Raw genomic sequence first — 19,584 nt, forward strand, 5'->3', positions numbered from 1 at the left:
GGAGAAGGCAGGCGCTCCCCCCCCCCCCCCGACGGGGGGCGGTTGGGTGGGGGGTGGGGGGTTTTTTTCGGGCGCACCGTGTTCCACCCCCCCCAAAACAAAACCCCCTAGCGGTGTGTGGTGGCCGGTCGCCCGGTTCCCGGGCAGGACAGCCTGCCCCTCGTCCGACCGTTCCGGAGGACCAGGACCGCCACGTCGTCCGTCGGTCTGCCGGCCGTGTGGTGCAGGAGGGCCCTGAAGACAGTGCGCAGCACCGTCTGCGGTGGCACCGGCTGGTCGCTCACGGCGTCGCGCAACGCCGCGGGCAGCGAGAAGAACCGGCCGTGCGTGTCCCGTGCGTCCTCCGCCCCGTCCGTGAAGAGGACCAGCGACTCCCCCGGATGCAGTCGGCCGCAGGACACGACCTCCAGCTCCGTCGGCAGCGGAAACGGTCCGAGCGGCGGAAGCGGCTCCCCGCAGCCCAGCGGTTCGACCGTCGTCCCGCTGACCAGATACGGCCAGGGATGACCGCAGTCGAGGGCGCGCAGCTCGCCGTCCCGGCCGATCTCCAGGAGCAGGACGGTCACGAACTCCTCGGCGACCGGGTTGCCGAGATCGGCGGCGCCGTTCGCGGGATGCTCCGCCCGGGCGCGTTCGCGGAGGTGGCGGGCGAGGGCGCGGTCCAGTCTGCGGAGCACCCGGCCCAGTTCCGGCTCGTCGTGGGCGGCCTCGCGGAAGCTGCCGAGGAGGGCGGCGACGGTGCCGAGAGCGGCCAGACCGTGCCCCCGTACGTCCCCCATCACCACCCGGACCCCGTACTCGGTGGCGACGGCCTCGTACAGGTCGCCGCCGACGCTCGCGCCCCGGTCGGCCGACAGCTGGGCGGCGGCGACATCGATCCCCTCGAGCCTGGGCGGCAGCGGCCGCAGGACCACGTTCTGCGCCGCCCGCGCCGCCCGCCGGGCGAGCCGCAGCTCCCGCAGCAGGGTGCGGCGGACATGGAATATGAGGCCGGTGCCTACGGCGAAGAAGACGGCGCTGGTGACGATGCGCGCCCCGAGCCCGTTCTGCTGGGCGAGCGGGCAGCCGAACTTGTAGCCGACCGCGACGGCTCCCCAGACGGTGGGCAGTACGACTGCCCGCCCGGTGGGCGCCCGTGCCTTGATGCGGATCATGCCTCTGGTCCCCCATGTGGGCCCTGACAGAGCAGACGGACCGACCCCGAAAGGCCGGTCCGATTCTGTCGACGGCATGAGCCGGGCGGGCCGGATCGTCTCCGATTCCCACCCGAATGAGTGAGACAACCCCGGCCGGCCTGCATTTATGCAGCTGACGGCAGGGTCACCGCATGGGCGCGGCCGGCCACGGAAAACCCGCAGCCGGCCGACAACAGAACCTCCTACGGCGACTAGCCCCGAAGAACCGCACCCGTACGCTCGCCCGCGAGGGCGACCGCGGCGTCCCGAGCCGCAGACGCCTCGTCCACGGTCAGCGTGCGATCACCGGCCCGGAAGCGCAACGCATACGCCAGCGACTTCTTCCCGTCCCCCAGCTGCTCGGCGTTCTCGTACACGTCGAACAGCCGGATGGACTCCAGGAGTTCCCCCGCGCCCTCACGCAGCGCGGCCTCCACGTCGGCGTGCGGCACGAACTGGTCGACCACGAGGGCGACGTCCTGCGTGGCGACGGGGAAGGCGGAGATCCGCGGCGCCCGCGGGACACCGTCGCCCGCCGCCTCCAGGGCGTCGAGGTTCAGCTCCGTCGCACAGGTCCGCTCCGGCAGGCCCAGGGCCTTCAGGACACGCGGGTGCAGTTCGCCCGCGTGGCCCACGACCCGCTCGGTGCCGTCGGTGACGACGACCAGCTCGGCGCAGCGGCCGGGGTGCCAGGGACCGTACTGCCCCTTGCGCACGACCAGCTCGGTACCGGCCTCGCGGGCCACGGCACGCGCCGCCTCGACGGCGTCGGCCCAGTCGGCGGGACGGCCCTTGCCCCACCAGCCGGACTGCTCGCGAGCGCCGGCGAGGACGACGGCCACGTGCCGCGGCTGCTCGGGCAGCGCGGCGTTCAGCGCGGCGATCTCCTCGTCGGTGGGACGCCGGTCGACGGGCAGGCGCGTGGCGACGCGCTGCTCCTCGCGCGGGTGGAACACCAGCCCGGTCTCGAAGAGCGCCAGGTCGTGCGAGCCCCGGCCGGCGTTGCGCCGCAGCGCGCCGAGCAGACCGGGCAGCAGCGTCGTACGGAGCGCGGGCTCCTCGTCGCTGAGCGGGTTGACCAGCTTGACGACACGGCGGGCCGGGTCGTCGGAGTCCAGGCCGAGCTGGTCGAAGACCTGCTCGCTGACGAAGGGGTAGTTCGGCGCCTCGACGTAGCCCGCGCCGGCCAGCGCCCGGCCGACCCGGCGGTGCAGCCGCTGGCGGTGCGTGAGGCCGCGGCCCGAGGGGGGCTTGGGCAGCGTGGAGGGCAGGTTCTCGTAGCCCTCGAGGCGGATGACCTCCTCGGCGAGGTCGTTCGGGTCGGCCAGGTCGGGCCGCCAGGACGGGACGGTGACGATCAGCTCGTCCTGCCCGTACACGTCGCAGCCGACCTGCTGGAGGCGGCGGACGACCGTCTCACGGCCGTAGGCGACGCCCGCCACCTTGTCCGGGTGGTCGGCCGGGATGGTGATGGTGTGCGGGGCCGAGGGCGCGATGACCTCGGTGACACCGGCCTCCGCCGTACCACCGGCGAGCAGGACCAGCAGGTCCACGGTGCGCTGCGCGGCGGCCGCGGCGGCCTGCGGGTCGACACCCCGCTCGAAGCGGCGGGAGGCCTCGGTCAGCAGCTTGTGCCGGCGGCCGGTGCGGGCGACGGAGACGGGGTCGAAGTGGGCCGCCTCGATCACCACGTCGGTGGTGCCGTTCACGCCGTCCTCGGTGACCTCGTGGTCGGCGATCTCCGTGTTGGCGCCGCCCATCACACCGGCGAGGCCGATCGGGCCGCGCTCGTCGGTGATGACCAGGTCCTCGGCATGCAGCTTGCGCTCGAAGCCGTCGAGGGTGACGAGCTTCTCGCCCTCCTGGGCCCGGCGCACGCCGATGGTGCCCTGGACCAGCTTGCGGTCGTAGGCGTGCAGCGGCTGGCCCAGCTCCATCATCACGTAGTTCGTGACGTCGACGGCGAGCGAGATCGGGCGCATGCCGACCTTCTGCAGCCGGCGCTGGAGCCAGATCGGCGAGCGGGCCTCGGGGCGCAGGCCGGTGACGGTGCGGGCGGTGAAGCGGTCGCAGCCGAACGGCTCGGAGACCTGCACCGGGTAGCCGAAGGCGTTCGGGGCCGGTACGTCGATCAGGGCCGGGTCGCGCAGCGGCAGGCCGTAGGCGATGGCGGTCTCGCGGGCGACGCCGCGGATGGACAGGCAGTCGCCGCGGTTGGCGGTGACGGCGATGTCCAGGACCTCGTCCACCAGCTCCAGCAGCTCGATGGCGTCCTTGCCGACCTCGGTCTCCGGCGGCAGCACGATGATGCCGTGCGCGCCGTCGTCGCCCATGCCCAGCTCGTCGCTGGAGCAGATCATGCCGTGCGAGACCCTGCCGTAGGTCTTGCGCGCGGCGATGGAGAAGCCGCCGGGCAGCGTGGCGCCGGGGAGGACCACGACGACCTTGTCGCCGACCGCGAAGTTGCGGGCGCCGCAGACGATCTCCTGGGGCTCACCGGTGCCGTTGGCCTGGCCGACGTCGACCGTGCAGAAGCGGATCGGCTTCTTGAAGCCCTCCAGCTCCTCGATGGTCAGCACCTGGCCGACGACCAGCGGGCCCTTGAGGTCGGCGCCGAGCTGTTCGACGGTCTCGACCTCCAGGCCGGCCGAAATGAGCTTGGCCTGGACGTCGCGGCCGGTCTCCGTCGCCGGCAGGTCGACGTACTCCCGCAGCCAAGAAAGCGGGACCCGCATCAGATCTCCATCCCGAACGGCCGGGTGAACCGGATGTCACCCTCGACCATGTCTCGCATGTCTTCGACGTTGTGGCGGAACATCAGCATCCGCTCGATGCCGAACCCGAAGGCGAAGCCGCTGTACTTCTCCGGGTCGATACCGCAGGCCGTGAGGACCCGCGGGTTGACCATGCCGCAGCCGCCCAGCTCGATCCAGCCCTCGCTGGAGCAGGTGCGGCAGGGCCGGTCCGGGTTGCCGACGGACTCTCCCTTGCACACGTAGCAGAGCATGTCCATCTCGGCGCTCGGCTCGGTGAAGGGGAAGAAGTTGGGCCGCAGCCGGGTCTTCATGCCCTCGCCGAACAGGGACTGGACCATGTGGTCCAGGGTGCCCTTGAGGTCGGCCATGGTCAGGCCCTCGTCCACGGCGAGCAACTCGACCTGGCGGAAGACCGGGGTGTGGGTGGCGTCCAGCTCGTCGGTGCGGTAGACGACACCCGGGCAGATCACGTAGACCGGCAGCTCGCGGTCGAGCATCGAGCGGATCTGCACGGGCGAGGTGTGCGTCCGCAGCACCAGGCCGGACTCGGTGCCGCCGTCGGGGCCCTGCACGAAGAACGTGTCGGCCTCGCCGCGGGCCGGGTGGTCCGGGCCGATGTTGAGCGCGTCGAAGTTGAACCACTCCGCTTCGACCTGCGGGCCCTCGGCGACCTCGTAGCCCATGGCCACGAAGATGTCCTCGATGCGTTCCGAGAGCGTGGTCAGCGGGTGCCGGGCGCCGGCCGGGACGCGGTCGTAGGGCAGCGTGACATCGACCGCCTCCTCGACCAGCACCCGGGCGTCACGCTCGGCCTCCAGCTCGGCCTGGCGGGCGGCGAGGGCCTTGTTCACGGCGCCGCGGGCCATGCCGACGCGCTTGCCGGCCTCGGCCTTGGCGTGCGGGGGCAGGGCGCCGATCTCGCGGTTGGCGAGGGCCAGCGGGGAGGCCGGGCCGGTGTGGGCGACCTTGGCCTCGTGGAGCGCGTCGAGGGAGTCCGCGGCGGCGAAGGCGGCGAGCGCCTCGTCCCGCATGCGCTCGATCTCTTCCGGTTTCAACGCCTCGACCTCGACAGGGTCGTACGACTTATTGGGTGCCGACATCTCTTCCCGTGCTTCCGATTGGCTGGCGGATGGTCCCCGCGACCGTTGGTGGGCCGTGTGAAGACACAAAGGTGCCAAAGGCCGAGTCTAACGGGGTGGAGGTGTGCAGATGCGCCCGTGGGCCGTCAGGCGAGATACGCCGGGGCCGCCACGGGCAACGTAAATCGGAACTCGGCGCCGCCGCTCGCGGCGCGGCCGACGGTGATGGTGCCCCCGTGGGCCTCCACGATGCCCTTGACGATGTACAGCCCGAGGCCCGTGCCGCCGCGCTTGCTGCCCCGCCAGAAGCGGGTGAAGACGCGGTTCATGGACTCCTCCGGGATGCCGGGCCCCTCGTCGCTCACCGTGACCGACGTACCTGTGTCCTCGCCCTCGCGCGGGGACGGCGTGGGCGTCACGTCAATGGTGACGGTTCCCTCGCCGTGCCGCACGGCATTTTCGATGAGGTTGCTGAGCACCTGGTCGATCTTGTCGGGGTCGGCCCACAGGGCGGGCAGCGGCTGTTCGATGCGGAGCAGGAAGCGGTCGGCGCGCTGGCCGGCGGCGACGTATGCCTGGATGTGCCGGGAGACGGCGGCCCCGATGTCCACGGGCTGGCGGCGCACCTCCAGCCGGCCGGAGTCGATCCGGGAGATGTCCAGCAGCTCGGCGATGAGGCGGGTGACCCGGTCGGCGTCGGCGTCGACGGTCTCCAGCATGAGCCGCTTCTGGTCGTCGGTGAAGCGTTCCCACTTGGCGAGCAGGGTGGCGGTGAAACCCTTCACGGAGGTGAGCGGGGAGCGCAGCTCGTGGGCGACGGTGGCGATCAGCTCGGCGTGGCTGCGCTCGGTACGGCGGCGGGCCTCGGTGTCCCGGAGGGAGACGACCACGCTCCGTACCGGCCCCAGCGGCTCGTCCCGCACATAGCGGGCGGAGACGAGCACCTCACGGCCGCCCGGCAGCAGCAGGTTGCGCTCCGGCTGCCGGACCCGGATCGGCAGCCCGCCGTAGGGGTCGGTGAGCTGCCACCAGCGGCGGCCCTCCAAGTCCTCTAAGGGCAGCACCTTCTCCAGGGACTGTCCGAGGGCGTCGGCGGACCGTACCGCGGTGATCCGCGCGGCGGCGGCGTTGAAGCAGGTCACACGGCCTTTCTCGTCGGCGATGACGAGGCCGTCGGGCAGCTGGTCGGGATCGACACCCGGGCAGCCGTCCGCGGGCCGGGGCGCGGATGTGCGCCGCGCGTCCCGTCCTTCCGGCGCGGTGCTCGTGCCGGCCACACTCATCCCCGTACCCCACCTCTCAGACGGCGCAGGGCCCCGCGCTGGTCACCCTACTAGCTCTCGGTGACGGAGCGGCACCCTCCGGAGGCGCGCTGTGCACGGGCCGACGCGTAGAGACATACGGCGGCGGCGGTGGCGAGGTTCAGGCTCTCGGCCTTCCCGTGGATGGGGACGCGGACGACGGCGTCGGCGAGGGCGCGGGTCTCCTCCGGCAGCCCCCAGGCCTCGTTCCCGAACACCCAGGCGGTCGGGCCGCCCATCGTCCCCTTGTCCAGCTCCTCGTCCAGATCGCGGTCCCCGGCCCCGTCGGCGGCGAGGATGCGCACCCCGGCCTCCTGCAGCCCGGCCACGGCCCGCTCGACGGGAACGCCGACGGCGACGGGCAGGTGGAAGTGGGAGCCGACGGAGGCCCGTACGGCCTTGGGGTTGTACAGGTCGACGGAGGCGTCGGTGAGGACCACGGCCTCGGCGCCGGCGGCGTCGGCGCAGCGCAGCACGGTCCCGGCGTTCCCCGGGTCCCGCACGTGCGCGAGGACGGCGACCAGCTTGGGCCGGCTCCTGAGGATCTCCTCGAAGGGGGTGTCCAGGAACCGGCAGACGCCGACCAGCCCCTGCGGGGTGACGGTGGTGGAGATGTCGGCGATCACCTCTTCGGAGGCCAGGTGCACCCGTGCACCGGCGCTCCGGGCCTCCCCGACGATGTCGGCGTACCGCTCCGCGGCCTCGACCGTGGCGAACAGCTCGACCAGCGTCGCCTGCCCCCCGGCCCGGTGCCCGGCAGCCTCCCGCACGGCCTGCGGCCCCTCCGCGAGAAACAGCCGGTCCTTCCCCCGGAAGTTCCGCTTGGCGAGCCGGCGGGCGGCGGAGACACGGGCGGAACGGGGGGAGATGAGCTCAGGAGAGACGGGGGGCATCCTTTTACCTTCGGCAACTTGTGGCGCCCCCCAAGGGGCGCGGGGCCGTATCGATGTGCGGCAGGGCCGCAACAACAGGACCCGCAAGCTTCAACAGCCTGCGGGTCCTACGGTGAACGTCGGCTCAGAGCCAGCGCGGCGTCACGCAGCCTTGGGAGCGTTGACGTCCGACGGCAGCGCCTTCTGCGCGACCTCGACGAGCGCCGCGAAGGCGTTCGCGTCGTTCACGGCCAGCTCGGCCAGGATCTTGCGGTCGACCTCGATGTTCGCGGCCTTCAGACCCTGGATGAAGCGGTTGTAGGTGATGCCGTTGGCGCGGGCAGCGGCGTTGATGCGCTGGATCCACAGCTGACGGAAGTCGCCCTTGCGCTTCTTGCGGTCGTTGTAGTTGTAGACCAGCGAGTGGGTGACCTGCTCCTTGGCCTTGCGGTACAGGCGCGAACGCTGACCGCGGTAGCCGGAGGCCTGCTCCAGGATCGCCCGGCGCTTCTTGTGGGCGTTGACTGCCCGCTTGACGCGTGCCACTTGTTAACTCCTTGTAGCGGGGTCGTGGGGGTCTTCACACGACCCGGAAACGATTCGGTCCCGGTCCCGACGCACGGCGCTCACAGAGCGCCCCGCGTCACTTGCCGAGAAGCTTCTTGATCTTCGCGGCGTCGCCCGGGGCCATCTCGGCGTTGCCGGTGAGGCGACGCGTGACGCGGGACGACTTGTGCTCGAGCAGGTGGCGCTTGCCGGCGCGCTCACGGAGCACCTTGCCGGAGCCGGTGACCTTGAAGCGCTTGCTGGCACCGCTGTGCGACTTGTTCTTCGGCATAGCGCCGTTATCTCCTCGTCGGTGGCGCTCCGGTGCCCGGTCGTGAAACCGGGCACGGTGGAGCGTCGCTCTCTTCTTTCGGTTACATCCTCGGGGACGTACGGGTACGTACATCCCCCGGGATCACGCCTCGGCAGGCTCCTCGGACGGCGCCTCAGCCTCGGCAGGGTTCTGCGACTTACCGGGGTTCGCCTTCGCCTCGGCCTTGCGGGCCTCCTGCGCCTGGCGGGCCTCGGCCATCGCCTCGGTCTTCTTCTTGTGCGGACCGAGGACCATGATCATGTTTCGGCCGTCCTGCTTCGGGTTCGACTCGACGAAACCGAGGTCCTGGACGTCCTCCGCGAGACGCTGCAGCAGTCGGTAGCCCAGCTCGGGGCGGGACTGCTCGCGACCACGGAACATGATCGTGATCTTGACCTTGTCGCCCTGCTTGAGGAACCGGACGACGTGACCCTTCTTGGTGTCATAGTCGTGCGGGTCGATCTTCGGCCGGAGCTTCATCTCCTTGATGACCGTGTGCGCCTGGTTCTTGCGCGCCTCACGGGCCTTCATGGCCGACTCGTACTTGAACTTCCCGTAGTCCATGAGCTTGCACACGGGCGGACGGGCGTTCGCCGCGACCTCGACCAGGTCCAGGTCGTACTCCTGCGCAAGCTCCAGTGCCTTGGCCAGCGGGACGATGCCCACCTGCTCGCCACTGGGACCGACAAGTCGCACCTCGGGAACGCGAATCCGGTCGTTGATGCGGGGCTCGGCGCTGATGGATCCTCCTCGGTAGCACCACACGGCGGTCTGGCGGACAGCCGCGTAACGTCTCTTTTCGTTAGACCTAACCGCGCCGAAGCACAAAAAATGCCCCGGACGATCACAGGCGGGGCTCCAAGCACTACCGGAGCACCGCCGCGATGCCGCGGGGCGCGCTTTCGGGCGACTCCATCGTCCGTACGGAACGATGGTGGCCGCCTGACCGGGTGACCCGCCGTCCCGGAGGACGGTCAGGTGGGAGATCGGAGCCTCCACTTGTGGGCCGGACACAGTCATGTCCAGCCGGTCGTCCTCCAGATTAGCAGGATCGCTTGACAAGGGCTAATTGAGGGGTGCCGGGTGCGACCACCTATGGTGTGGGGCATGAGTGACACCCCTGCCGAGTCTTCCGAGGCTCCCGACTTCGACGCGATGACCCGGGACATCGCCGAGGTCCCCGCCGTCGAGGTGATCGTGACGGTCGCCGTCAACCTGATGAGCGCCGCCGCCGTGAAGCTCGGGCTCAGCGAGGAGGGCGAGAAGTACAAGGACCTGGACGAGGCCCGCAAGCTGATCACCGCGCTCGCCGGTCTGCTGGACGCGGGCGCGACCGAGATCAGCTCTTTCCACGCGGCCCCGCTGCGCGACGGCCTGAAGTCGCTGCAGCTGGCGTTCCGCGAGGCGTCGATCGTCCCGGACGACCCGGGCCAGGGGCCGGGCGAGAAGTACACCGGCCCCGTCTACAGCTGATCTATTCCTTCACGTACAAGGGCTCGCCCGGAGGCGTGGTCCCGGCCGGCAGCAGTGCCAGGTCGAGGCCGCGCACCAGGCGGGCCCGCAGTGTCTCGTCGGCGGCGAGCCGCTCGGCGACCGCGCGGGCGGCCTCGGCGGGCGGCGCGGCCGGGTCGAGGACGAGGGCGAGGGTGCCGTCGGCCCGCCCGGGCCCGAGGTGGGCGCGCAGCACGGCGGGCTCGGCCGCCACCGCCGTACGGACGGCCTCCACGACGGCGGGGTCGGCGAGCGGGTCGGTGCTGGTGCGGCCCTCGGCGAGGGCGAGCAGCGCCGGGCCGGTCAGCTCGAACGGCACCGGTCCGGCGAGGTCGAGCACGACCGTGTCGGCCTTCTCGTGCGCGGCGGCCTGCAGCGCCTGGTGCAGGGGTACGGCGACCGGGCGGGCCGCGGGGTCCCAGCGGGCGAGCGAGTCGGTGGAGGTGAAGGCGGGCAGCGCGGTGCGGTCGCCGGCCTTCAGGGTGGGTACGGCCATGTCGCTGGTCTTCTCGCGGCGCAGCCCGTTCTCGTCCTCCTCGACCTCGCCCAGCACGGCGACGACGGGGACCAGCAGGCGGGCGCCCTTGAGCGCCTCCAGGACGGGCCCGAGGGCGCTGCGGTCCTCGGCCCAGGCGGCGAGCGCGGCGCTCAGCCGGGGGTCGGCGGAGCCGTCGTCGTCGGAGAAGCCGGGGTCGGGAATGTTCTTGTTCGCCACGGTCACCGACCCTATAGGGGGGAAGCTGCCGGGCCTGTGCGGGGCCCGGAACGCCGGCGTCACCGCTCTCACAGGAATCTCAGCTTTCCCTGACCCAGGTCTCACGTCCGCCCAACGGGGCGCACAGTCCGCGCCCCGAGCATCGCGGGCACGGAGTCCCCCAGAGCCCGCCGTGGCCGTCGTGCGCGCCCGTCCCGGCGCCGTCCGCTGCTCTACGCCGCTCTCGCCGCGGCCGCCGTGGGCGGGGTCACGGCCGGGGGCACGGCCTATGTGAAGGCGCGGGCGCACCCGGGGACGGCGGCCGTATCGTCGGCACCGTCGTCCTCGGCCGGCTCTTCGGCCGGGGCGGGTGAGGAGGCATCGGTGACGGAGCCGGCCGAGGACCGGGAGGCTGCGCGGGACGCGGCGATGGGCGCGGCGATGGGGAAGGTCGTGGTGCCGCCGGGCGCGAAGGTGTCGGCGGCGGTCCTGGCCGTGGAGTCGGGCGAGAGCGCCGTGTACGGCGATGAGGCCTTCGACACGGCGAGCATCGTCAAGGTCGACATCCTGGCCGCGCTGCTGCTCCAGGCGCAGGACGAGGGCCGGCGGCTGACCGCGGCGGAGCGGGCGCAGGCCACGGAGATGATCGAGAACAGCGACAACGCGTCCGCGACGGCGCTGTGGCACACGATCGGGCGGGCGGCCGGGCTGGACGCGGCGAACAAGCGCTTCGGGATGACGGAGACGTCCGGCGGGGACGGTGAGCTGTGGGGGCTGACCCAGACCACCGCGGCGGACCAACTGGTGCTGCTCCGGCAGGTGTTCGGGGCGGAGTCCGAGCTGAGCGCGGCCTCGCGGACGTATGTGCAGGGGCTGATGAAGGCCGTCCGGGCGGATCAGCAGTGGGGGGTGTCGGCCGCCGCCGAGGGCAACTCCTGGGCGCTGAAGAACGGGTGGCTGGCGCGCAGCACGACGGGGCTGTGGGACGTCAACAGCATCGGCCGGGTGACGGTGGACGGGACGGACTACCTGGTGGCGGTGCTGTCGAACGGCACGGCGAGCCAGGCACGGGGCATCTCCCTGGTGGAGGCGGCGGTGGCGGCGTTCGACGGTGCCTGATCCGGGCGGGCTCAGCCGGTCCGCCGGCGGCTGCGCCAGAGGATCACCCCGGCCACCAGGAGGACCGCGCCCGCGCCGCCGGCGAGCGGGGCCGCCCAGTCGGAGGCGCCGCTCGTGGCCTCGGCGGCGTCCGGGCCGGAGCCGAAGTAGGTCTCGTCGTACGACGCGGCGCGCAGGCCCCGGGGCTTGAGGCGGGCGGCCGCCTTCAGGGCCGCCGCCGGGTCGATCATGCCGAAGCCCCGGGAGTCGTCCCGGCCGCCCACCGGGGCGTCCCGCGCGGTGTCCTCCAGGAGCTTCTTGATCTGGGCCGGGGCCAGGTCGGGGTGGGCCGACCTGATCAGGGCGGCCGCGCCGGAGACGAAGGCGGAGGCCGCGCTCGTGCCCCAGCCCGCGTAGTACTTGCGGTCGGGGTCGGCGATGACGACGTCGACGCCGGGCGCGCTGACGGCGGCGTACCAGCGGCGGGTGGAGAAGGCGGCGCGGGTGCCGTACTTGTCGACGGCGGTGGCGGCGATGACGCCCGGGTAGGCGGCCGGGTAGGAGACGTGGTCGCCCTTGTCGCCGCCGTTGCCCGCGGAGGCGACGACGACCACACCCTTCCTCAGGGCGTACTGCACCGCCTCGTCCTCGCCGGGCTCGGGGTGCGCGGAGTCGGAGTCGTCGCCGAGGGAGAGGTTGATGACGTCGGCGCCGTGGTCGGCGGCCCAGCGGATGCCGTCGGCGAGGGCGCCCGCGCGGGTGGTGCGGGCCTTGGCACGGGCGGGGTCGCCGTCCTCCAGGATCACCCGGACGGGCAGGATCTTCGCCTCGGGGGCGACGCCCATGACGCCGTCGGAGTTGCCGCTTCCGTGGCCGTGCCCGGCGATGATGCCGGCCATCGCGGTGCCGTGCCGGCCCCAGGTGCGGTCGCCGGGCTCGGCGCCGAAGCCGATCATGTCCTTGGCGGGCAGGACGTTCCCGGCGAGGTCAGGGTGGTCGGTCTGCACGCCGGTGTCCAGGACGGCGACGGTGACGCCGCGGCCCTTCGTGGTCTGCCAGGCCTCGTCCAGGTGGAGGGCGGACAGGCCCCACTGCTGGGCGCGGATGCCGTCGGCGTGGGCGGTGGCGGACGGCAGCAGGGCGAGGGAGCCGGCGAGCAGCAGGCTCACCGCCGCCTTGGCGGCATGCTTCATGAAGGCTTCTCCGTGGCCGTGCCGACGGTTTTCCGCAGGCGCCGTTCGATGCGGTCGGCCAGGCCCTGGGCCTCGTTGCCGAGGCCGGCCTGGGCCGGGGCGGTCGTGGCGCCGGAGCGGACGGCGTCCGCGGCGGGCTGGGGGGTGTCGACGGTACGGCCGTCGGTCCACCCGGAGACGGCGTAGGCGACGACGGGGGCGTCGGTGAGGACGGAGATGGTCCAGGAGGCCCGCTGCCGGTCGCCGAATCCGGCGGCGGCCGTGCCCGCGGCGGCGTACGGCCGGGGCATCAGGTCGGCGCGGCTGTCCAGGTGTTCGTCGCGGAAGCGGGCGGCGAGCGCGGACATGGCGGCCGGGTCGCCCTTGGTGAAGAGCAGGCCGACGGTGGTGACGTAGCTCTGGGTGGCGTCGGTGTAGGTGGCGCGCAGCAGGCGCTGGCAGCCGACCGGGGCGAGGGCCTTGTACAGCAGCGGGTCGAAGGCGTGGGCGCAGCCGCTGTCGGGGGCCACGGCGATCCGGGTCCAGGTGCGGTCGGCGCCGCCTGGGCCGGCGCCGGTGCCCTGGACGGTGGGCGGGAACAGCTCGTCCACGGGCACGCTGTGCCAGAGCGTCCGGGCAGTGCCGAACGAGTTCCCGGCGCCGTCGGCTCCGCCGTCCCCGGTGAGCCAGCTCCCGGTCACGGCACCGCCGATGAGGCCGAGCCCGAGCACGAGGCAGGCGGCGGCAGCGACGGTGCGCGGGCCCACCCGGGGCCGTGTACGCCCGCCGAACACATCGGGCTCCGCGAAGGACACCACGGGCCGCCCGCCCGACGCGGCACCCCACGAGTGCGCCGGATCCGGTACGGGGCTCGCGGGGTGCGCGGGCGCCATCGGACTCCATGCGGCACCACCGGGCCGGGGCACGCCCCCGGCACGACGATCGCCCGCCTGCCCCGTGGACGCCGCCGAGGGGGTGGGGCGAGCGGGTGCGGGGTGCGTGGGCGCGGGGTGCGTGGGCGCGGGGTGCGTGGGCGCGGGGTGCCGGGGACCGGGTGCCGAGGCACGCGGAGAGGCGGAGGCGGGCGAGGACGCCGGGGACGCCGAACGGATCGGACGCAGCCGAGCGGTCGTCTCCGAGGGAGTCTCGACCGGCGCGCCCTGCCGCCCGGCCCCCCGGCCGGCCCGAAGCCGAGCAGTGGTCGTCTCCCCAACGCCGTCCCCGGAAACCCCGGCCGCGGCCGCCTGCGCCGTCGACCGGGCGGAGCCCACAGGAGCCGCCGAGCCCGCGGGGCCCGCGGGAGCCGCCGGAGCTGCCGAGCCCGCGGGGCCCGCCGAGGCCGTGGCCGCACCCGGGCCCGCCGGAACCGCCTGACCAACCGGGCCCGTCGGGTAGGCCGCACCGCCTGCCGGAGTTGACGCCGCCCTGCCCGAACCCGCCAGACCTGCCTCGGCAGCCGGGCCCGTCCGAGCCGTCGAGCCGGCCGCGGCCGCGGGACTTGCCGGGGCCGCACCCCCTCCGGGGCGTCCCGGCCCCGCCGAGCCTGTCGGGCCTGCCGCGCCCGCCACGCCTGCTGCGCCCTTCGGGGCCGTCGCCCCACCCGGGCCCGCCATACCCGCCTGGGCAGCCGAGCCCGCCGAACCCGCAGGGCCGGCCGGGGCCGTAGCGCCACCCGGGCCCGCCGGAACCGCCTGGGCAGCCGAGCCCGCCGAAACCGCCGGGCCGGCCGAGGCCGTGGCGCCAGCCGGGCCCGCCGGAACCGCCTGACCAACCGGGCCTCCCGAGCCCGCCGGGTGCGCCGCGCCGCCCGCCGGGGTCACCGACGCCCTACCCGGGCCCGCGACACCCGCCTGAGCGGCCGAGCCCGTCGGGATGTGCGGGCCGGTGTCGGTGTGGTGGTCTGCTTCCGGGCCGGTCGGTGGGGTGTCGGGGAAGCGGGCCGAGGCGGGGGGCGGGGGTGGGCTGGTGGGGGCGGGGGGCTCGGGGACGGTCGACGGGCGGGGACGGTGGGGGCGCGCCGAGGGGACGGCCGGGGGGCGTGGGCCGCGCGGGGTGAAGACGGACGGCTCCTCGTCGGGGTCGTCAGCGGGAGCCGGGGGCGTGGAGGGCATCGGGGGGTGGGCCGGGGGCGCGGTGTCGGTGTGCCACGCGGGGCCCGCGCTGTCACCGGTCGGGGCGTGTCGCGCTTCCGTGCTCATGCACCCCCCGTTTCCTCGTGCCCGGGCCGTTGCCGTACGCGGGCCGTCCTGCTGCTCGGCCGCGCCCGGTGCGACAGGTCGTTCCGGGCACGCATACCCGTACGGCCGGACCGGCATCCCGGTTCACGTGGCGCGGGGTGCGTTCCGCCGTACGTGCGCGTCACTCTACGGGTTGTCGGGGGCCGGGACGGAACCGGTCCACGGGGCCGGGGCATCTGCCCGGAACGTCCCCCTACCCTGCGGTAATCCTGTCTGGCAGGCTTCCGTCATGACTGCGCCTGCCGCCGCCCGGGCCCGTTACGACCGGGCCACCGCCCATCTCGACGCCCCTCTCGCGATCGTGGACCTGGACGCCTTCGACGCCAACGCGGACGACCTGGTCCGGCGTGCCGGGGGGAAGCCGGTGCGGGTCGCCAGCAAGTCGGTCCGCTGCCGGGCCCTGCTGGAACGTGTCCTCGCCAAGGAGGGCTTCCAGGGCATCATGTCGTTCACCCTGGCCGAGTCGCTGTGGCTCGCGCGTTCGGGGTTCGAGGACATCCTGCTGGCCTATCCGTCGGCCGACCGGGCGGGCTTCGCGGAGCTGGCCGCCGACCCGAAGCTTGCCGGTGCCGTCACGGTGATGGTGGACGATCCGGCGCAGCTCGACCTCATCGACGCCTCCCGTGACAGCGGGCGTGAAGTCGTACGCGTCTGCCTGGAGTTGGACACCTCGCTGAGGCTGCTCGGCGGCCGGGTACGGGTCGGCGCGCGGCGCTCCCCGCTGCACTCGCCCGCCCAACTGGCCGAGCTGGCGCGCTCGGTGGCCCGGCGGCCGGGTTTCCGGCTGGTGGGGATCATGGCGTACGAGGGGCACGTCGCCGGGGTCGGGGACGCGGTCGCCGGGCGGCCCCTGCGCTCGCGGGCGATCCGGCTGATGCAGGCCGCCGCCCGGCGGGAGCTGGCCGAGCGGCGGGCCGCCGTGGTGCGGGCGGTACGGGCCGTCGTGCCGGACCTGGAGTTCGTCAACGGCGGCGGCACCGGCAGTGTGCAGCACACCGCCGCCGAGGACGCGGTGACCGAGATCGCGGCCGGCTCGGGGTTGTACGTGCCTCGGCTCTTCGACAACTACACGTCCTTCACCGGCCGTCCGGCCGCCCTCTTCGCCCAGCCGGTCGTCCGGCGGCCCGGCGTCGGTGTCGTCACCGTGCTGGGCGGCGGATACCCGGCCTCCGGCGCCGCCGGTCCGGACCGGCTGCCGGTGCCGTATCTGCCCGAGGGGCTGACGTACGACCCGCAGGAGGGGCCCGGCGAGGTGCAGACCCCGCTGCTCGGCGCGCCCGCCGACGATCTGCTCATCGGTGACAAGGTGTGGTTCCGGCACGCCAAGGCGGGTGAGCTGTGCGAGCGGTTCGAGGCGCTTCACCTGATCGAGGGGGACGCGGTCACGGCGACCGTGCCGACCTACCGGGGTGAGGGACGGACGTTCCTGTGAGCATCCGTCAGTGGACGGTGTCCGGCTGGTCGGGCAGGACCGAGCCGTCGGCGCGGCGGAGCGGTCCCCGGCTGCCGTCGGGGGCGGTGTACGCGGTGGTCGAGCAGGGGTAGGGCGTGGGCCGGCGCGGGAGCGGGGCCAGGAACATGGGGTTGACCAGCCAGCGGCCGTCGGTGTCGGCGTAGGCCCGGCACATCAGCTCGGGCTGGTTCCGGTTGATCACGAGGTGGGCGCCGGTGGCGTCCCTGACGAAGGTGACGTCGGTGTCGGCGTCCCCGGCGGCGAGGGCGGGCCGCCGCTGCCGGGGCTGCCGCTGCCAGGCCGCCGCGCCCCGGACGCCGTAGACCTCCTGGTTGATCCAGCACCGCTTGCCGTCGATGTAGGGGATGACCGTGCCCCGGCCGGCCGGGACTCCCCCGCAGCCCTCGGTGCGTACGGTGATCCGGCCCCGGCGGTCGAGGACCGGGCGGATGGCGAGGGTGTGGGCCGCGTCGACGCCGACGGCACGGGACCAGACCTCGGTGACGGGCTCGACGCCGGCCGAGACGACGTAGACCCGGAATCCTGCGCGGTGCAGGGTGTGGATGAGGTCGCGTTGCTGGTCGTAGGGGCGGACGTAGGCGGGGACGGTGTGGGTGCCGAGGGTGCGGGTCGCGCCGGGCGGGGCGGCCAGGGCCTCGCGGCGGGCGGCACGGGCGTAGCCGGCGAGGTCGGCCGGGGTGCGGCCGGCGAAGAGCTGCGGGACCCAGGCGTACTGCGGGACCGTGCGGCGGTGGTTCCAGCGGCCCGCGAAGGCGGGGGCGCCGCTCGTCGTGGTGCCCGTCTCGCGGATCTCCACGATCTCGTCGGTGCAGCGGGGCCGGGCGGAGGTCCGCAGGGGGGCGCCCGCGCCGGTGCCGCAGGCCGCCGTCAGGGCGCGGTCGGCGGCGTCCGTGAGCCAGGCGCTGGTGTCCTTCCAGCGGGCGGGGCGCAACAGGACGTCGTGGCGCAGGGCCCAGGAGAGGGTGGCGTCGGTGACGTCGTTCTTGGTGACCGTGTTGTCCCAGTCGAAGGCGGCGACCGCGCCCGCGTGCCCGGAGCAGGTGCCGTAGGCGTCGATGACCCGCTGGAGGCGGGCGCGGTTCGCGCCGTACCAGCGGGTGGTCAGCCGGGGGCAGTCGCGGGCGGTCGCCGTCGCGGTGGGCGTGACCGCCAGGGTGGCGGCCACCGCCAGGGTCCACGCGAGAAGCTGTCGCATATGCGCGGACCGTACACCTTTGTCCGCTACAGGGGCGTGACGTACGCGCCGGCGATTCCGCCGTCCACCAGGAAGTCGGTGGCGTTGACGAAGGAGGAGTCGTCACTGGCCAGGAAGGCGACGGCGGCGGCGATCTCCTCGGCCTCGGCGAACCGGCCGAGCGGGATGTGGACGAGGCGGCGGGCGGCCCGCTCCGGGTCCTTGGCGAACAGCTCCTGCAGGAGCGGGGTGTTGACCGGCCCGGGGCACAGGGCGTTCACCCGGATGCCCTCCCGTGCGAACTGCACGCCCAGCTCACGGGACATGGCGAGGACACCGCCCTTGGAGGCCGTGTACGAGATCTGGGAGGTGGCCGCGCCCATCCTCGCCACGAACGAGGCCGTGTTGATGATGGAGCCCCTGCCCTGCCGGCGCATGTAGGGGATGGCGGCCTTGCAGCACAGGTACACGGAGGTGAGGTTGACCTCCTGGACCCGCTTCCAGGCCTCCAGGCCGGTGTCCAGGATGGAGTCGTCGTCGGGCGGGGAGATGCCCGCGTTGTTGAAGGCGATGTCGACGCTGCCGTAGGTGTCGTACGCCGCCTTGAACAGCTCCTCGACCTGCTCGGGGTCGGTGACGTCGGTCTTCACGAAGAGCCCGCCGATGTCGTCCGCGGCGGCCTTGCCGCGGACCTCGTCGACGTCCGCGCAGACGACGTGGGCGCCCTCGGAGGCGAGCCGGCGGGCGGAGGCGAGTCCGATGCCGCTGCCGGCTCCGGTCACGACGGCGGTACGGCCGACCAGGCGGCGGCAAACACTGGTGTCGGTCACTGTGCGGGGCCCTCCGTGCTGATGAAGACGTTCTTGGTTTCGGTGAAGGCGGTCAGGGCGTCGGGGCCCAGTTCGCGGCCGAGGCCGGACTGCTTGAAGCCGCCGAACGGGGTCCAGTAGCGGACGCTGGAGTGGGAGTTGACGGACAGGTTGCCCGCGCGGACGGCCTGTGACACGCGCAGGGCGCGGCCCACGTCCCGGGTCCAGACGGAGCCGGAGAGGCCGTAGGGGGTGTCGTTGGCGAGGCGGACCGCGTCCTGCTCGTCGGTGAAGGGCAGGAGGACGGCCACGGGTCCGAAGATCTCCTCGCGGGCGGCCGCGCTGTCCGGCCGCTCCCCGGTGAGCACGGTCGGCGGGAACCAGAAGCCGGGCCCGTCGGGGGCGCTGCCGCGCAGGGCCGGGGCGTCCGCGGGGACGTACGACCGTACGCGCTCCAGCTGCCGGCCGGAGATCAGCGGGCCCATCTGGGTCTTCTCGTCGGCCGGGTCGCCCACGACCACGGCGGCCAGCGCGTCGGCGAGGTGGGCGCGGGCCTCGTCCAGCACGGTCTCCTGGACCAGGATGCGAGTGCGGGCGCAGCAGTCCTGGCCGGAGTTGTCCAGGAAGGAGAAGGGGTCGAGGGCGGCTCGCAGGTCGGCGTCGGCGAAGACGATGTTGGGGCTCTTGCCGCCGAGTTCGAGGGTGACCGGTTTGACCAGGCGGGCGCAGCGCTCCATGACCTCGCGGCCGGTGCGGGTGGAGCCGGTGAACACGATCTTGGCGACGTCCGGGTGGTCCACCAGGGCGCGGCCGGCGGTGTCGCCGTAGCCGGGCAGCACCTGGAAGACGTGCTCGGGCAGGCCTGCCTCCAGGGCGAGTTCGGCGAGCCGGAGCGCGGTGAGCGGGGTGGTCTCGGCGGGTTTGAGGAGCACGGCGTTGCCGGCGGCGAGGGCCGGGAAGGAGCCCCAGGCGGCGATCGGCATGGGGAAGTTCCAGGGGGCGATCACGCCGATCACGCCCAGGGGTTCCTGGAAGGTGACGTTCCAGCCGCCGGGCACCGGGATCTGGTTGCCGAGCAGGCGTTCGGCGCCGCCAGCCGCGTAGAGCAGCAGGTCACGGGCGTTGCCCGCCTCCCAGCGGGCGTTGCCGACGGTGTGCCCGGCCTCGCGGACCTCCAGCCGGGCGAGTTCCTCGGTGTGGGCGTCGACGGTGTCGGCGAAGCGGCGCAGCAGGCGGGCGCGGTCGGCGGGGGCGAGGGCGGCCCACTTCCGCTGGGCGTGGCCGGCCCGTACGACGGCGGCGGCGACGTCCTCCTCGCTCGCGGCGGGGACGGTGGCGACGATCTCTTCGGTGGCGGGGTTGAGGACGGTCAGCTCGTTCGGGTCGGACACGT

At 73.5% G+C, this 19,584-nt stretch carries 17 protein-coding genes; 3 read left to right on the forward strand and 14 right to left on the reverse strand.

What is annotated here, in order from left to right; translation table 11 throughout:
- Positions 1 to 107: 107 nt before the first annotated feature.
- The 8 genes from ACZ4U1_RS30385 to infC all read right to left on the reverse strand — a co-directional run bounded on the left by ACZ4U1_RS30385 (position 108) and on the right by infC (position 8,807).
- Positions 108 to 1,154 carry a PP2C family protein-serine/threonine phosphatase gene (locus tag ACZ4U1_RS30385; RefSeq protein ID WP_467907362.1) on the reverse strand — a complete coding sequence of 349 codons (1,047 nt, stop codon included), beginning with the start codon at positions 1,152 to 1,154 and terminating at the stop codon, positions 108 to 110.
- 233 nt (positions 1,155 to 1,387) lie between these two features.
- On the reverse strand, positions 1,388 to 3,910 hold the full coding sequence (gene pheT, locus ACZ4U1_RS30390; protein ID WP_467907363.1) for a phenylalanine--tRNA ligase subunit beta: 2,523 nt from the start codon (positions 3,908 to 3,910) through the stop codon (positions 1,388 to 1,390).
- A complete protein-coding gene (gene pheS, locus ACZ4U1_RS30395; protein WP_467907364.1) occupies positions 3,910 to 5,031 on the reverse strand; it encodes a phenylalanine--tRNA ligase subunit alpha in 1,122 nt (373 codons plus the stop codon). Before pheS ends, pheT begins: the two co-directional genes overlap by 1 nt.
- Before the next feature lie 125 nt (positions 5,032 to 5,156).
- The gene (locus ACZ4U1_RS30400; protein WP_467907365.1) at positions 5,157 to 6,293 is read right to left on the reverse strand and encodes a sensor histidine kinase; all 1,137 of its coding nucleotides are present in this window, start codon (positions 6,291 to 6,293) and stop codon (positions 5,157 to 5,159) included.
- A gap of 50 nt (positions 6,294 to 6,343) precedes the next feature.
- Complete coding sequence (locus ACZ4U1_RS30405; protein ID WP_467907366.1) at positions 6,344 to 7,204, reverse strand: TrmH family RNA methyltransferase; 861 nt, start codon at positions 7,202 to 7,204, stop codon at positions 6,344 to 6,346.
- A gap of 141 nt (positions 7,205 to 7,345) precedes the next feature.
- Positions 7,346 to 7,729: a 50S ribosomal protein L20 gene (rplT, locus tag ACZ4U1_RS30410; RefSeq protein ID WP_016642495.1), complete on the reverse strand. Its 384-nt coding sequence runs from the start codon at positions 7,727 to 7,729 to the stop codon at positions 7,346 to 7,348.
- A 97-nt stretch (positions 7,730 to 7,826) separates the two neighbouring features.
- Positions 7,827 to 8,021 (reverse strand): 50S ribosomal protein L35, encoded by a 195-nt coding sequence (rpmI, locus tag ACZ4U1_RS30415; protein ID WP_004933563.1) that lies wholly within the window; start codon positions 8,019 to 8,021, stop codon positions 7,827 to 7,829.
- 123 nt (positions 8,022 to 8,144) lie between these two features.
- The gene (infC, locus tag ACZ4U1_RS30420) at positions 8,145 to 8,807 is read right to left on the reverse strand and encodes a translation initiation factor IF-3 (RefSeq protein ID WP_030654735.1); all 663 of its coding nucleotides are present in this window, start codon (positions 8,805 to 8,807) and stop codon (positions 8,145 to 8,147) included.
- Positions 8,808 to 9,149: 342 nt separating this feature from the next.
- Here infC and ACZ4U1_RS30425 point away from each other — a divergent pair, with 342 nt between their 5' ends.
- Positions 9,150 to 9,515 (forward strand): DUF1844 domain-containing protein, encoded by a 366-nt coding sequence (locus tag ACZ4U1_RS30425; protein ID WP_467907367.1) that lies wholly within the window; start codon positions 9,150 to 9,152, stop codon positions 9,513 to 9,515.
- A 1-nt stretch (position 9,516) separates the two neighbouring features.
- Here ACZ4U1_RS30425 and ACZ4U1_RS30430 read toward each other — a convergent pair whose 3' ends face one another.
- Positions 9,517 to 10,248, reverse strand: coding sequence for an SseB family protein (locus tag ACZ4U1_RS30430; protein WP_356156915.1), 732 nt, complete (start codon positions 10,246 to 10,248; stop codon positions 9,517 to 9,519).
- A 207-nt stretch (positions 10,249 to 10,455) separates the two neighbouring features.
- Between ACZ4U1_RS30430 and ACZ4U1_RS30435 the strand changes: the two genes are divergently transcribed.
- The gene (locus ACZ4U1_RS30435; RefSeq protein WP_467907554.1) at positions 10,456 to 11,346 is read left to right on the forward strand and encodes a serine hydrolase; all 891 of its coding nucleotides are present in this window, start codon (positions 10,456 to 10,458) and stop codon (positions 11,344 to 11,346) included.
- Between the two features lie 11 nt (positions 11,347 to 11,357).
- Here ACZ4U1_RS30435 and mycP read toward each other — a convergent pair whose 3' ends face one another.
- Together mycP and ACZ4U1_RS30445 are read right to left on the reverse strand one after the other, a co-directional pair.
- Positions 11,358 to 12,518, reverse strand: coding sequence for a type VII secretion-associated serine protease mycosin (mycP, locus tag ACZ4U1_RS30440; RefSeq protein WP_467907368.1), 1,161 nt, complete (start codon positions 12,516 to 12,518; stop codon positions 11,358 to 11,360).
- Positions 12,515 to 13,390, reverse strand: a complete 876-nt coding sequence (locus ACZ4U1_RS30445) for a hypothetical protein (protein ID WP_467907369.1) — start codon at positions 13,388 to 13,390, stop codon at positions 12,515 to 12,517. The genes mycP and ACZ4U1_RS30445 overlap by 4 nt, the downstream gene beginning before the upstream one ends.
- A gap of 1,573 nt (positions 13,391 to 14,963) precedes the next feature.
- On the opposite strand from ACZ4U1_RS30445, the gene ACZ4U1_RS30450 reads away from it, so the two are divergent.
- Positions 14,964 to 16,166: an amino acid deaminase/aldolase gene (locus tag ACZ4U1_RS30450; protein WP_467907370.1), complete on the forward strand. Its 1,203-nt coding sequence runs from the start codon at positions 14,964 to 14,966 to the stop codon at positions 16,164 to 16,166.
- A gap of 7 nt (positions 16,167 to 16,173) precedes the next feature.
- On the opposite strand, the gene ACZ4U1_RS30455 is transcribed toward ACZ4U1_RS30450, so the two are convergent.
- Genes ACZ4U1_RS30455 through ACZ4U1_RS30465 form a run of 3 tightly spaced genes read right to left on the reverse strand, consistent with a single transcriptional unit; the run spans position 16,174 to position 19,582 of the window.
- A complete protein-coding gene (locus tag ACZ4U1_RS30455) occupies positions 16,174 to 17,403 on the reverse strand; it encodes an HAD family hydrolase (RefSeq protein ID WP_467907371.1) in 1,230 nt (409 codons plus the stop codon).
- A 26-nt stretch (positions 17,404 to 17,429) separates the two neighbouring features.
- Positions 17,430 to 18,212, reverse strand: a complete 783-nt coding sequence (locus ACZ4U1_RS30460; RefSeq protein ID WP_467907372.1) for a 3-oxoacyl-ACP reductase — start codon at positions 18,210 to 18,212, stop codon at positions 17,430 to 17,432.
- Entirely contained in the window at positions 18,209 to 19,582 is a 1,374-nt protein-coding gene (locus ACZ4U1_RS30465) for an aldehyde dehydrogenase family protein (protein ID WP_467907373.1), read from the reverse strand. Before ACZ4U1_RS30465 ends, ACZ4U1_RS30460 begins: the two co-directional genes overlap by 4 nt.
- Between the last annotated feature and the right edge of the window lie 2 nt (positions 19,583 to 19,584).

This window comes from Streptomyces sp. NPDC028928, assembly GCF_055564915.1.